The following is a 14,206-nucleotide window of genomic DNA, read 5'->3' as shown; positions in this document are numbered from 1 at the left end:
AAATGCCACAGGTTGAGCGATGATCCCACGTATTGCCGAAATTAACACGACGCAGAAACTCTATCTTGATTTTATAGAGGCTTTAAAAAACAGTCACTTCGGTGGTGAAGTTAATCCTGACTATTCCAGTAGGATCGTGTTGTCTACGGATAACAGTATTTATCAGGTATTGCCGCAGGGGGTGGTTTTTCCTCGGTCGGTTGAAGATCTGGTGCTACTGGCAGGCCTCGCAGTGGAGCCCCGCTTTAAAGATGTGGTGCTCAGTGCGCGCGGCGGTGGTACCGGAACGAACGGCCAGTCGCTTACTGACGGGCTGATCGTCGATATCTCCCGGCATATGAATCAGATCCTCGAGATCAACGCTGAAGAGCGCTGGGTGCGGGTTCAGGGTGGGGTGGTAAAAGATCAGCTTAATGCAGCGTTGAAACCCTACGGCCTGTTCTTTGCGCCGGAACTGTCAACCAGTAACCGGGCCACCATCGGCGGCATGATCAATACCGATGCCAGTGGCCAGGGCTCATGCATGTACGGTAAAACCCGTGACCATGTACTGGAACTGAAATCAGTGTTTCTGGATGGCACCCTGTGGAGCTCCGCTGCGCTGGATGATGACGAACTGGAACTGATTAAACAGCGGGATGACCGGGTTGGTGAAGTGCACCGAGTGGTTGATCAGGTGTTCACTGAGCACCATGAACTGATCGATGCCAAATTCCCGAAACTGAACCGTTGCCTGACCGGCTACGATCTGGCCCATATCCGTGATGAATCAGGTCGCTTTAACCTGAACTCGGTACTCTGTGGTGCTGAAGGCTCGCTGGCATTTATTGCTGAGGCAAAACTGAATGTACTGCCGATTCCGAAATACTCCGCGCTGGTGAATCTTAAGTACGCAGGCTTTCAGGATTCCCTCGAAGATGCGGCCGAACTGATGGCGTGGGGGCCAACCTCCATTGAAACGGTTGATTCCAAAGTCCTGAATCTGGCGATGAACGATATTGTCTGGGATTCAGTTAAAGACTACTTTCCGCAAAACGAGGGCGAACCGACTATCCTGGGGATCAATCTTGTTGAGTATACCGGCGATGATGAAGCTGAGTTGCGAGCTAAAATTGCGAAGCTCACGGATTATCTCGACAGTGTTTCCGGTCAACCTGGAAAAGCTTTCGGCTATACGGTTACCTTTGGTGCGGCTGAGGTGAATAAGATCTGGGGGATGCGCAAGAAATCGGTGGGCCTGTTGGGGAATGGAGTGGGTGAACGCCGTCCCATCCCGTTTGTTGAAGACACCGCTGTGCCCCCGGAAAATCTCGCCGCTTACATCAAAGAGTTCCGTGCACTGTTAGATAGTCATAATCTGGCCTACGGTATGTTTGGTCATGTGGATGCCGGTGTACTGCATGTAAGGCCCGCCATCGATATGAAAAGCGAAGACGAAGAGGGGCTGATCCGTGTGATCTCTGATGGCGTGGTGGCGCTGACGCAGAAATATCATGGTCTGATCTGGGGTGAACATGGTAAGGGGGTGCGCTCTGAATACGCGCCCGCGTTCTTTGGTGAGCTTTATCCTCAGCTACAGATCATCAAAGGCGCATTTGACCCCGCCAATCAGCTCAATCCCGGCAAGATCTGTACCCCCCTGATCGAGGGGGCTGAGCTGCTTAAAATCGATGAGGTCTCCACCCGGGGTCAGTATGACCGGCAGATTCCTGCGGCCGCGCGGGAAGAATATAACCAGGCGATGTTCTGTAACGGCAATGGGGCTTGTTACAACTACGATCCAAAGGATGCGATGTGCCCCTCATGGAAAGCCACTCGTGAGCGTAAACATTCGCCTAAAGGGCGGTCATCGCTGATTCGTGAATGGTTGCGTCTGATGGCGCTGCAGGGCGTTGATATCGTTGCCGAAGGCAGTAAAGCCCGTCATGGATCCTTTATGGCCAGCCTGCCAGCGCGAGTCAAAAATAGCTGGAAGAAAAAGCAGGGCGAGTACGATTTTAACAATGAGGTGCACGAAGCGATGATGGGCTGTCTGGCCTGTAAATCCTGTGTGGCGCAGTGCCCGATTAAGGTTAACGTGCCTGATTTCCGTTCCCGCTTTCTGGAAGCCTATTACAGCCGTTACCTGCGCCCATTGAAGGATTATATGATCGGTGGTCTTGAATATATGATTCCCTATCTGTCGCGCTTCCCGGCACCCTACAACTGGATGATGGCGAATCGCACAATTCAGTCAGTGTTCGGCCGTTGGGTGGGTATGGTGGATAGTCCGGCAATCTGTACCAATACGCTGGTAAAAGGGATGGATGAGCGGGGCGTCCAGTTTGCCACCGCGCAAAATATTGCGGCCATCATGCCGGAACATAAGCAGCACTCGGTGATTCTCGTCCAGGATGCCTTTACCAGTTTTTTTGAAACTCAGCTGGTTCTGGATATTATCGATCTGCTGCGTGAAACCGGCTTCAATGTACTGGTCGCTCCGTTTAAACCTAACGGTAAGCCGCTTCATGTACATGGATTTAAGGCGGCCTTTAATAAGGCAGCTGATGCGAATACTCAGATGCTGCAGTCATTAGCCAGCAGCGGTATCGCGATGGTGGGTATTGACCCTTCTATGACACTGACCTACCGTCAGGAGTATGTTGATGATGGTATGCGCTTGCCGGTTAAGGTTGAGCTGATTCAGGAGTGGCTGGCGAGACATTGTGATCTGCTGAACCAGACAGCAGAGGGGCTGCCAAAAAATGATTATAAGCTGATGGCGCACTGCTCTGAGAAGACTTCGGCGGCCGCTTCAATGGCGGACTGGAAAAAGATCTTTCAGGCGCTGGGCCAAACACTGGAACTACAGGCAACGGGCTGCTGTGGTATGGCGGGAACCTATGGTCATGAAACCGAAAACGTCGAAATATCGAGAAAGATTTACGATCTCAGCTGGTCAGAGGTGGTGAATGATCCGGCAAATGATGGACGACTGGTCGCCACCGGCTATTCCTGCCGCAGCCAGGTAAAACGTTTGGACGAGAAACAACTGCAGCATCCGCTACAGGTTTTGCTGCAACTGTTAAAAACCGCTTAAGGGTCGCTTAACAGCTAAGTTAACATCTACGCTTTGTTTAATATCTAAGCCTTGTTTAACATCTAAGTGCCGGATTACTGTTCAGTATTCCGGCCTTTTTCGTTCTGGGCCTGGATATAATGACGATCCATTTCACCATACTGACGTTCGTAAGAGAGCGGATCAGAGCGCCACAGACGATAGAGTTTGCGGTCATTACTGGCCATCGGCGGCGGATTGAGTTTTCGCCTCTGGATCGCCTGCCAGGTGATTGGTGTAAACACCAGGGCGATAAACAGGACCACAATGAGAAGTTTATATTGTTCCATTTTTCTGTCGGGCTCTCGATTCAGCCAGGCCTGCTGGCCTATAGTGACGCTATATATTTTGAGCTAAGTATTTTAAGGATTGTACACGAATGAGCAGAGCTGATCTCTGGAACCGTCGTTACCGGGATAAAACTAGTGTTGCACCTGAACTACCTGTTGAGTTACAGCAGTCACTGGCGCTGCTGCCGCCAGGTCACACCCTGGATCTGGCCTGTGGTGATGGTGCCGCCAGTCTCTATCTTGCAGGCCGGGGACATCGGGTTCTGGCGGTTGATTTTGCCATCGAAGGATTAAAGCGCTTACAACGATTTGTGACGGACTCAGTAGCCAGTGAAGAGCTAGGCAAACGAAAACCTGAGATTGAGACGCGGGAAATTGATCTGAGCCTGCCGGATGCACTGAGTGGGTTAGGGCGCTTTGATAATATTGTGCTACTGCGTTATCTGCCGGAGACCAGTCTGTTACAGCGTTTACCTGAGCTGATGACGCCGGGAGCCTATCTGCTGATCAAAACCTTAAATTCTGACTATCACCGGCAAACCGGCTTTCCTGAGCGGTTTTGCTTACAGCCTGAGGCTCTGAAAGACAGTCTGCCCGCGTTAACACTGGTCAAATATGAGAATGGTCTGTCACAGGGGGCACTCTATGATAGCTACCTTTATCTCTTTAAATGATAACTTTTCCGTCTATAGTGCAAGTGCAATAAAGGCTGGAATAAGCGATGATAAGCACCTGTTAACGGTTTAATTTAAGGAGCATGCTCGTGGACGATTTATTACCTGAACTGTGTGACCAGTTTCCCGACCTGGTACAGGTTGTGGAACCTATGTTTGGTAACTTTGGTGGTCGTGAACGTTTTGGCGGCGAAATCGTCACCCTGAAAGCGTTTGAAGATAACTCTCTGGTGCGTGAGCAGGTGGCTCTTCCCGGTGAAGGCCGGGTTCTGGTTGTCGATAGTGGCGGCTCTATGCGTCGGGCGATGCTGGGCGATATGCTGGCAGAAAAAGCGGTGTTGAATGGCTGGTCCGGCATTATCATCTATGGCTGTATCCGTGATGTGAATGCGATCGGTGAATTAGACCTGGGCGTTCAGGCACTCGGTACCAACCCGATGAAAACTGATAAGAAAGGGATCGGGGAGCTGAATGTTGATCTGACCTTCGGTGGTGTGACATTCAAACCCGGCCAGTATGTCTATGCAGATAATAATGGCATCCTGGTCTCCCCGGAGAAACTGGAACTGGCTGACAGTGATATCTAACCCGATAGTGCTCAGAACTGAGTTCTAAAGCAACACATATAAGGCAACATATATAAAAAAACCTCTGCAGCGGCCTATTGAATAAGCCATAACTGTAGAGGTTTTATATTTTTACTGCTTTGTTACTTAAAGGTATCGGCGAACAGGTTGTCCGACCAGGTAAACATATCGTTAAAGTTACGACTGCTCCAGTTATGCGCTTCACCCAGAGAGCCGGGCACCAGCCCCATGCTGCCGGTGTCAGGATTATAGCTATAGACTGCCGTCAGCCAGGAAGCCTCATCATATGTGATCGGGCTGAAACAGGCTGAGTTGGTCGTAATATTCTGTAAACGCTCCTCCGTATAGCTGGAAAGGCCATGGGCTGTTCGGATAATGCTATCAGCACAGATCTTTGCCTGAGCATTGGCCATATGGCCTGATTTCGGTTGACTTGTACCCTGAGTATCACCAATAACATAGACATCCTGGAACAGGGTGTTGGTTGAGGCATAGGTGACAGGGTCAACATCTGCCCAGCGTGAGTCTCCGGTCAGGCCGCTAACTTTCAATATGTTTTGTGCCCCATGGTTGGGGATAACGTTAAGGACATCCCCGGCAAAGCTTCCCTGAGAGGTATTAACAATCAGATTATCTGAGTCGACAGACTCAACCTGTGCATCTGGAATATACTCGATAATATCGCCATAGAGATCATTGAATGCACTGGTGAAGGTGCCTTTTTCCGCCATGATGCCCGGGTTCGCATCCAGCACAATGACGCGCGGAGCAACGTTGCCTGTGCCATCAAGATAACCACTGCGACGTCCCAGAATATCCGCGACGATACAGGCGCGTTCATAGGGGCCAGGAGGGCAGCGGTAGGGTGCTTTAGGGATGGTCATTACAAAGGTGCCGGTATCCGGCATCCTGATTATTTTATTACGCAGATTGTTAGTTTGACCGCCGGCAATCCAGGCATGAGGCACTTTTGAGGGCACCAGTCCTGGTATCTTGTCAAACTGTATACCTGTGGCTACGACCAAACTGTCATAATTGACCCAACCGGCGTTTTTTAGTCTTAATTGTTTCTGTGGTCCTCTGATTCTCAGTGCTCTGTCATGAACGACCTCAACCCCATACTTTACCTGCAGATCATTATATTCAAAGGTGAGATCAGTCGTCTTAAGACGTTTATTCAATATCAGGTTACTCATGATACAGGAAACATGATTTGAATTTGGTTCTATCAGCGTGACTGCTATCTCACCATTGCTCCACATGCGCAGATATTTTGCAACGGTGCAGCCAGCAAAACCGCCACCGAGTACGGTGACATGATGAATCGGTTCAGCGGCTTTTGCTCCGCTGGTTAACGCCAGTGCCGCTGCTGAAGCAGGCACCATCTGGATAAAACTACGTCTGGTTAATGGCATTTTGAAACCCTCCAGCGTGCTAATAGCAAGCTATATCAATGTGATCGGAATGTAAAAAATCAGCTCAGTCGCCACCATTTTCAGGAAGGGTGGAATAATACTGAGCGATTCGTCTTATCTGATCATCGGTATAGCCGAGGGCTTGATGGTCCATAATGTCACTGGGGCGATCTTCGCCTTTCATATCATATAGGTGATCTGCGAGATCTTTAGCTTCATCGCCTCCCAGATCTGGGTAGGAGCCCCGTGCGTATCCGTTCGTGCCGTGGCATTGAGCGCATTGAGAGGCAATCATTCTATTGACTGTCTGGTCTTCAGCAACAGCTGTGCTGAGAGGTAGCATCAGGATAGCTGATGCTATAAGGAGCGTGCCGGATATTTTAATTGAGATAACTCTCATGGTTTTCACCTTGCTTATAAAGTTAAGTTCACACAGGACTAAAGACCTGTGCGCTACTTACCCCCCCATAAGCTAGCTACATCATGTAGCACGTATGTATATATAGACCTCATTTTTGATTATATCCATTAGGGTTTAGTGACAATGGATAGTGATTTGAAATTGGCTTGAAAAGAGTGCGATGCGTGAGTAAAGGGTTCTGGCTTTAAGAGTATGGTTAAAACGATAGTTGAAAAGGTCAAAAGTGCAGAGAAAAGGCCGCTATTGCGGCCTTTTAATAATGTAAGCGAATATCAACAAGGTAGTTAATCCTCAGGAATCAACGTTCCTTTTATCTGATAGGCCTTGCCCCGGAAAAACCCCAGCTTTTCATCTTTTTGGTTATACAGGGTGATGTCATAAACACCGGTTCGGCCACTGCGGGAGCGTTCCTCTGCAATCGCTGTGAGGGTATCACCTTCAAAGGCTGGCGCAATAAAGTCAATATTGCATCCGCTGGCAACGGTTGAGCGGTTATAGGTGTTGCAGGAATGCGCAAAGGCGGTATCACAGAGGGTAAACATCATACCCCCATGACCAATCGCATGACCGTTAAGCATATCCTTGCGCAGCACCATCGATAGTTTAGCGTATCCGGGTGCAACTTCATCGATGGTTATGCCCATCGCCTGGGCTGTATGGTCATTACGGTTGAGTGCAACGCTACAGGCTTCAGCAAGCTGTTGCGGTGTCATTTCGCTGGTTTTCATATCAGGCGCCTCCCGCCACTTTTCTCAGTAACAGCGGTGATGCCCGGTAACGGTCTTCACCGTAGGCATCCATCAGATTGTCCAGTACATCGAGCACGTAGCTGAGTTCCAGGTTTTTCACCCATTCAATCGGACCGCAAGGGTAGTTGACGCCGCCTTTCATGGCGATATCGACCGCCTGCTCATCGCAGACCTGTTGATTGACCGCATCGAAACCTTCATTGGCGAGCATACAAACGGTGCGCATCACCACCATGCCGGGGATATCATCGATAACGGTGACCGTCTTTCCGATAGCCTGAAATAGCCCAATAGCGGCTTCAAGTGCTGCCGGTGATGCCTGATCAGCCGGGGCGAGCGCGATACGGGTCGCGCTGGTGTAATCCAGCGCAAGGTCGAAGTTGATCAGATCGGGGCGCAGCGTTTCGCCCGCGCGCATTGTGGTGAACTGGCCGTTAGTCAGCATCAGGGTGGCATCGCCCACGGTGATCATCCCTTCAACTTCATCATTCTCGATCAGATCAACACGGATGCCCGCTTGCTCAAACAGGGCAATCAACGGTTCAGCAACGCCCAGTTCACCCTCAACGGTGATCGATCTGGGGGCCGCGCAAGCCGCTGCTGTTTTAGCTTCGGGTTTAACTGCTGCAGCGCCGTAGTTATAAAAGCCCCGGCCAGTTTTGCGTCCCAGGTGACCGGCATCGACCAGCTCTTTCTGAATCAGCGAGGGCAAAAAGCGCTGATCATGATAGAAGGCATCAAACACTGAGCAGGTGACCGCGTAGTTAACATCATGGCCGATCAGGTCCATCAGTTCGAATGGCCCCATGCGGAAGCCGCCGCAATCACGCATCAGGGCATCGATGGTGGCGATATCGGCTCCGCCTTCCTGATAGATGCGCAACCCTTCGGCATAGAAAGGGCGCGCGACACGGTTAACAATGAATCCAGGGGTGGATTTAGCCATGACCGGTTGTTTACCCCAGCTGGCTGACAGTGCATAGATATCCGCCGCAACCTCAGGGTCGGTATCCAGACCACTGATTACCTCCACCAACTTCATAATCGGCGCCGGATTGAAAAAGTGCATGCCGACCAGGTTTTGCGGGCGTTGCAGTTTTGAGCCGATCGCGGTCACTGAGATTGACGAGGTATTAGTGGCGATTACGGTATTGTCTGCACAGATCTCTTCCAGTTGTCCGAACACCTGCTGTTTAATATCCAGCCGTTCGACAATCGCTTCGATCACCAGACTGGCAGGCGCCAGGTTAGTCAGCGCTTCAACTGGGGTTAAGCGGGACAGCAGGGCATCAACATCTGCCTGGCTCATCCTGCCTCGTTCAACCAGCTTAATCAGACCTTTAGCGGTGTTTTCAATACCCCGTTTCGCGGCACCCTCTGCGGCATCAAACAGCAGTACAGGATGGCCTGCACTGGCAGCCACCTGTGCGATACCCGCCCCCATGGTGCCTGCACCGATGACGGCGATTACCGAATCCGTTGTAAAACGATTCATATCAGTTTGCTCCGTTACTTGCCGGTAAATTGTGCTGGGCGTTTTGCCATAAATGCGCTGACACCTTCACGATAATCGTCTGTTCGCCCCGCCAGTGTTTGCAGATCCCGTTCCAGATCAAGCTGCTCGTCAAAGCTGTTATTTGCTGAAGACTGCAGTGCACGTTTGATCAGTGCCAGACCTTTAGTCGGCTGAGTGGCCAGTTGCTTAGCCATGGCCAGTGCGGCGTCTTTTAGCTCTTCTGCTGGGTAGGTTTTCCAGATCATACCCCATTGCTCGGCTTGTTCCGCAGAAAGCTTGTCACCTAGCAGGGAGAGTGCCATTGCTCTCGGGTAGCCCACAGCGCGGGGCAGGGTCCAGGTGCCACCACAATCCGGAATCAGTCCGATCTTACAGAACGCCTGAATAAAGCTGGCACTTTTTGATGCCAATACAATGTCGCAGGCCAGAGCGATATTCGCTCCTGCACCGGCAGCAACGCCGTTCACAGCGCAAATGACCGGCATCTCCAGGGCAGTAATGGTGCGGAGCAGTGGGCTATAGTTTTTCTCGATCGATTCGCCCAGATTTGGCGCAGCGGCGTCCGGATCGACGGCCCGGTCGCTGAGGTCCTGTCCGGCACAGAAGCCCCGGCCATTACCGGTAATCAGCAGGCAGCGAACCTCATCGCTGGTTTTAACCTGTTTCAGTGCATCGCGTACTTCAGCGTGCATCTGAGTGTTGAAACTGTTGAGACTGTCCGGGCGGTTGAGTGTCAGCAGGGCAACGCCTTCAGTGATCTCAAATTCGATATGTTCATAAGCCATGTTTTTATTTTCCTTGAAAATTGGGTTGGCGTTTTTCCATAAAGGCGGCGATGCCTTCGTTACGATCCTCTGTTGCGGCCAGCAGGGTAAATGCTTTTCGCTCCAGGTTAAGGCCGGTTTCCAGTGTTGTTTCGTAGGCTTTAAGCAGAGACTCTTTTGCCAGACGAACGGCAATCGGGGGTTTAGAAGCGATCGCTTTAGCCAGTTTTAGCGCTCTCTGATAGCTCATCTCCGGAATGGTGACTTCGCTGACCAGCCCAAACTCCCGGGCTTGTTCGGCATTAATAAATTCGCCAGACAGAACCAGTTGCATCGCCATCGATTTACCGACGGTCCTGAGTAATCGCTGTGTACCTCCGGCACCGGGAATGATACCCAGGTTGATCTCCGGCTGACCGAATTGGGCAGTGTTACCGGCAATGACGATATCGCAGTGCATCATCAGTTCGCAGCCTCCACCCAGGGCAAAGCCGTTAACCGCTGCAACAATGGGCTTAGGGTATTGAGCGATACGTCGCCAGTAAGTGGGGCGGATATCATTTATCACTCCGACGGTGTCCAGCTCTGCCATCTCTTTGATGTCAGCGCCTGCGGCAAATACTTTTTCCCCCCCGGTAATGACCACCGCGCGGATGTTTTCATCATTGATGGTGGCATCCAGGGTCTCTGCAATCTCACGCAGCAGGTTATTGCACAGTGCGTTGCGGGCTTGAGGGCGATTGAGGGTAATAGTCATTACCCCGGAATCCGGCCCTGTGACCAGAATATCTTGATAATCAGACATGGTTTTTCTCAGCATAAATAGGTATCAAAAGTGTCTGTCAGCGCCAGACAGACGCGCTACCGTTTATTCTTGTAATGAGTATCCCCGTGTTCCGGACGCTGCGTTAGAAGCAGAGGATACTTGTTTTGTTTTGGCGCCCATTCAGTTGAGCCAGTTTACTTCAATCAGACAGATTGAAGGTTACCGTAAAACGCTAAAGGGATACAAATACATTATCAATAAATTATCTTTTCGTATCACTTTGTTTAGTGTATCTTTTAGTTTTATAGATATTCGTCAGGCAGTTTAGGTCAGGTTGACGCAAAATCGGCTTAAAAAAGTACTATCTTTTATAACCTGTCTGACACAAAACCCTATGCAGGCATAACAACACTGTTAAACACTGGACTTTAAGATCCGGTCTCAACACTGTTGTTCTGCACTTAAGATTAAGATAAGTCCTTCGGGCCAGATAAAATAAAGAGAATCCTGTATGAGCCATACCCTGTTTGAACTGCATAAAGCAAAACTTGATGCCGCGCTGAACGCAATCCGTACCCGCGATTATTACAGTGCTTATCCGGAAAGCCCAAGCCCGCGTGTCTACGGAGAAACCGCAGATAAGGATGGACAGGCTGCATTTAAAGCGCACCTGAATGGCTCATTTAAGCTGGATATGCCTGGCATTACCGGTGAAGCGGGGAGTGAAGTGTCCCCTTATGGCTTTGATCTGGGGGTTAAGTATCCTACCGTTGATATCGATGTGCTGCTGCCGGCTATGAACGAAGCCCGTAAAGTCTGGCGCGATATCGGTGTTGAAGCCCGTACCGGTATCTGTCTGGAAATTCTGAAACGGATTAACCAGCGCAGCTTTGAGATCGGTTATGCCGTCATGCATACCTCAGGACAGGGTTTCATGATGGCGTTTCAGGCCGGTGGTACCCACGCGCAGGACCGGGGCCTCGAAGCGGTTGCTTATGGCTATGATGCGATGGCTCACTCGGCCGGATCCGCAACCTGGACAAAACCCCAGGGTAAGCATGACCCGCTGGTGATGGATAAAACCTTTACGGTTGCAGGGCGTGGTGTGGCACTGGTGATTGGTTGTTCCACCTTCCCAACCTGGAATACCTATCCGGGCATGTTTGCATCTCTGGTAACGGGCAATCCGGTTATTGTTAAGCCTCATCCAGCGGGTATTTTGCCGGCAGCGATCAGTATTCAGATTGCACAGGAAGTACTGGCTGATCAGGGGTTGCCACCGCATATTGTTTCGATGGTGATTGATGCTGATCCTGCTAATCCTTGTACTAAAACGCTGGCCCAGCGCGATGAAGTGAAACTAATCGACTTCACCGGTAACACGCCATTTGGTGACTGGCTGGAGCAGAACTGTCATCAGGCTCAGGTCTATACAGAGAAAGCTGGTGTTAATACCATCATTATCGACTCTACCGATAACTTTAAAGGGCTGATTCAGAACCTTTCGTTTACCCTGAGCCTCTATTCAGGACAGATGTGTACCACGCCACAGGATATCTTTATTCCTGCCGGAGGGATCGAAACTGACCAGGGGCACAAGAGCTTTGATGAGGTAGCGGAAGCATTGGGTACCGGTATTACCCGCTTCCTTTCTGATCCTGAACGTGCCGGTATGGTACTGGGCTGTATTCAGGCCGAAGTGACCGATAAGCGGATCGACAGCGCCCGCGAACTGGGTGAAAAGATCGGTACCGTGGTGCGTGAGTCTGACCGCCCTGAAAACCCGTGGTTTAAAGAGGGCCGGATGCGCAGCCCGCTGCTGATCGCCGTGGATGCAGATAAAGAAGACGCTTATATGGAAGAGTTGTTCGGCCCGATCAGTTTCCTGGTTCGCACCGACAGCACTGATCATTCGATTGAACTGGCCCATAAAGCGGTGAAAAATCATGGTGCGATTACCATGGGCTGCTACTCAACCAGCCAGGCCGTACTGGAACAGATTGAAGAAGCGGCACTGGATGCCGGTGTTGCGCTGTCTGTCAACCTGACCGCCGGAGTTTATGTTAACCAGAGTGCGGCATTCAGTGATTTCCATGCCACTGGCTGCAACCCGGCCGCGAATGCTTCACTGTCCGATCTGGCCTACGTTGCTAATCGCTTCCGTATTATCCAGAGCCGAAAGCACGCCTGAAAAGCGGCTGAACTGAAGACTAACGGAAAAGGGTTGGTTATGAGTTATCAATGCATTCTGACGGAAGTCAATCAGGGGGTTGGGATTATAACCCTCAATCGCCCGGACGTGATGAACGCACTTAACGCGACGCTGTGTCGTGAGGTGGGTGAGGCGGTCGACCGGTTTGAAGCGGATGAGGCCATTGGCTGCATTATCATCACCGGGGGCAACCAGGTGTTTGCCGCCGGTGCTGATATCAAAGAGATGAAAGATCAGTCGTTTGCTGATCTGCACCGCAAAGACTTTCCCCGTATTCAGCGTGATTGCTGGCGAGCGATTGAAGATGCCCGTAAGCCGGTGATTGCTGCCGTAGCCGGATTTGCGCTGGGTGGTGGATGCGAGTTGACCATGGCCTGCGATTTCATCATCGCTGCAGATACCGCTAAGTTTGGTCAGCCTGAGATCGCCATCGGGACAATGCCGGGTGCCGGTGGTACCCAGCGTCTGACGAAGGCCATTGGTAAAGCTAAAGCGATGGAGATGTGTCTGACCGGCAGAATGATGGATGCTGAAGAAGCCGAACGAGCCGGGCTGATTGCGCGCATCGTTGCGGTTGAAACCCTGGCTGAGCAGGCACTCAAAACAGCGTCTAAAATCGCTTCGATGTCACAGCCTGCGGTTATGTTGATCAAAGAGAGTGTTAACATGGCCGTCAGCTGTTCACTCGACGATGGCATGCGCTTTGAGCGCCGCGCATTTGAAGCAACCTTTGCTTTTGAGGACTGTTCTGAAGGGATGAATGCCTTTGCTGAAAAGCGTAAACCGGTATTCAAAAACCGCTGATTACGCCTAAGTAGACCGTTCTTATAAAGCCGCCAGTTAATTACACTGGCGGCTTTTGTGTTTCTGGAAACGCGCGGTTTATTTCAATAATTAAGATAAATAGTCAGAGTTAATACTATGAAATTATTAGGTAAAACGGCCTGGATTACCGGTGCAAGCTCCGGCATCGGACAGGCCACTGCCCGGTTGTTAGCCGAAGAAGGTGCCGATCTGGTGATCAGTGCCCGGCGAGATGATCGCCTGCAACAGCTGGCCGATGAGATCCGCACATTGGGGCGCACGGTTACCGTGGCAACCGCTGATGTATCTGACCGTCAGGGGATGCAGAGGGTGGGTGAACTGATCGCCTCACTGGGCGGTGTCGACATCCTCATCAATAATGCCGGGACCATGCCGATCAGTCCGATTATCAACGGCCGGGTGGATGAATGGGAGCAGATGATCGACACCAATATCAAGGGCGTGCTGTATGCCATTAACGCAGTTTATCCCGGCATGGCGGAACGTAAGCAGGGTCATATCGTCAATATCAGCTCGGTTGCTGCGCGGCTGACCTATCCCAGTGCCGGTGTTTACGCCGGCACCAAACATGCGGTGCGGGCGATCTCTGACACCCTGCGTAAAGAGGCGATCCGTTATGGCGTTCGTGTCACCGATATTCAGCCCGGAGCGGTCGATACCGAACTGCCGGATAGTATTGTTCATGAGAAGATCCGTGCTGCAGTTAAAGAGAATATGTATGGCGAGGATATGCCCAATCTCAAACCGGAGGATATTGCCAACGCCATTCTATACGCACTCACTCAGCCTGCGCATGTGGATGTCAGTGAACTGCTGATCCGCCCGCTGGTGCAGGAGAATTAGAGTTTGGTTTTAAACTCAATTTTTAACCGTTAATTATAAGCACAAGG

The 14,206-nt window shown here is 51.0% G+C and carries 13 protein-coding genes; 6 read left to right on the top strand and 7 right to left on the bottom strand.

The genetic code is table 11. The annotated features are described in order from the left end of the window. The first annotated feature begins 19 nt into the window (after positions 1-19). The gene (locus tag Q0499_RS20185) at positions 20-3,079 is read left to right on the top strand and encodes an FAD-binding and (Fe-S)-binding domain-containing protein (RefSeq protein WP_299203518.1); all 3,060 of its coding nucleotides are present in this window, start codon (positions 20-22) and stop codon (positions 3,077-3,079) included. Positions 3,080-3,153: 74 nt separating this feature from the next. On the opposite strand, the gene Q0499_RS20180 is transcribed toward Q0499_RS20185, so the two are convergent. Continuing rightward, positions 3,154-3,387, bottom strand: a complete 234-nt coding sequence (locus Q0499_RS20180; protein WP_299203515.1) for a hypothetical protein — start codon at positions 3,385-3,387, stop codon at positions 3,154-3,156. A gap of 89 nt (positions 3,388-3,476) precedes the next feature. Between Q0499_RS20180 and Q0499_RS20175 the strand changes: the two genes are divergently transcribed. Then, on the top strand, positions 3,477-4,061 hold the full coding sequence (locus Q0499_RS20175; RefSeq protein WP_299203513.1) for a methyltransferase domain-containing protein: 585 nt from the start codon (positions 3,477-3,479) through the stop codon (positions 4,059-4,061). An 89-nt stretch (positions 4,062-4,150) separates the two neighbouring features. Beyond that, a complete protein-coding gene (gene rraA, locus Q0499_RS20170) occupies positions 4,151-4,648 on the top strand; it encodes a ribonuclease E activity regulator RraA (protein WP_299203510.1) in 498 nt (165 codons plus the stop codon). Between the two features lie 122 nt (positions 4,649-4,770). On the opposite strand, the gene Q0499_RS20165 is transcribed toward rraA, so the two are convergent. From Q0499_RS20165 to paaF, 6 genes are all read right to left on the bottom strand, one after another. Continuing rightward, positions 4,771-6,063 carry an FAD/NAD(P)-binding oxidoreductase gene (locus tag Q0499_RS20165; RefSeq protein WP_299203507.1) on the bottom strand — a complete coding sequence of 431 codons (1,293 nt, stop codon included), beginning with the start codon at positions 6,061-6,063 and terminating at the stop codon, positions 4,771-4,773. 64 nt (positions 6,064-6,127) lie between these two features. Beyond that, complete coding sequence (locus Q0499_RS20160) at positions 6,128-6,463, bottom strand: hypothetical protein (protein ID WP_299203504.1); 336 nt, start codon at positions 6,461-6,463, stop codon at positions 6,128-6,130. Positions 6,464-6,768: 305 nt separating this feature from the next. Next, entirely contained in the window at positions 6,769-7,212 is a 444-nt protein-coding gene (gene paaI / locus Q0499_RS20155; RefSeq protein WP_299203501.1) for a hydroxyphenylacetyl-CoA thioesterase PaaI, read from the bottom strand. Between the two features lies 1 nt (position 7,213). Beyond that, complete coding sequence (gene paaH, locus Q0499_RS20150; RefSeq protein ID WP_299203498.1) at positions 7,214-8,728, bottom strand: 3-hydroxyacyl-CoA dehydrogenase PaaH; 1,515 nt, start codon at positions 8,726-8,728, stop codon at positions 7,214-7,216. A gap of 14 nt (positions 8,729-8,742) precedes the next feature. Next, positions 8,743-9,534, bottom strand: a complete 792-nt coding sequence (gene paaG, locus Q0499_RS20145; RefSeq protein WP_299203495.1) for a 2-(1,2-epoxy-1,2-dihydrophenyl)acetyl-CoA isomerase PaaG — start codon at positions 9,532-9,534, stop codon at positions 8,743-8,745. A 4-nt stretch (positions 9,535-9,538) separates the two neighbouring features. Further along, positions 9,539-10,318 (bottom strand): 2,3-dehydroadipyl-CoA hydratase PaaF, encoded by a 780-nt coding sequence (gene paaF / locus Q0499_RS20140; protein ID WP_299203492.1) that lies wholly within the window; start codon positions 10,316-10,318, stop codon positions 9,539-9,541. A gap of 472 nt (positions 10,319-10,790) precedes the next feature. Between paaF and paaN the strand changes: the two genes are divergently transcribed. The 3 genes from paaN (at position 10,791) to Q0499_RS20125 (ending at position 14,159) form a co-directional block, all read left to right on the top strand. Then, positions 10,791-12,470: a phenylacetic acid degradation protein PaaN gene (gene paaN, locus Q0499_RS20135; protein ID WP_299203489.1), complete on the top strand. Its 1,680-nt coding sequence runs from the start codon at positions 10,791-10,793 to the stop codon at positions 12,468-12,470. A 39-nt stretch (positions 12,471-12,509) separates the two neighbouring features. After that, the gene (locus Q0499_RS20130; protein ID WP_299203486.1) at positions 12,510-13,295 is read left to right on the top strand and encodes an enoyl-CoA hydratase-related protein; all 786 of its coding nucleotides are present in this window, start codon (positions 12,510-12,512) and stop codon (positions 13,293-13,295) included. 117 nt (positions 13,296-13,412) lie between these two features. Further along, entirely contained in the window at positions 13,413-14,159 is a 747-nt protein-coding gene (locus tag Q0499_RS20125; protein WP_299203483.1) for an SDR family oxidoreductase, read from the top strand. Positions 14,160-14,206: the final 47 nt, after the last annotated feature.

It is taken from the genome of uncultured Amphritea sp., assembly GCF_937127095.1.
Classification (GTDB): domain Bacteria; phylum Pseudomonadota; class Gammaproteobacteria; order Pseudomonadales; family Balneatricaceae; genus Amphritea.
The sequence above is the reverse complement of the archived record's forward strand: the minus strand, read 5'-3'. Positions and strand labels throughout refer to the sequence as shown.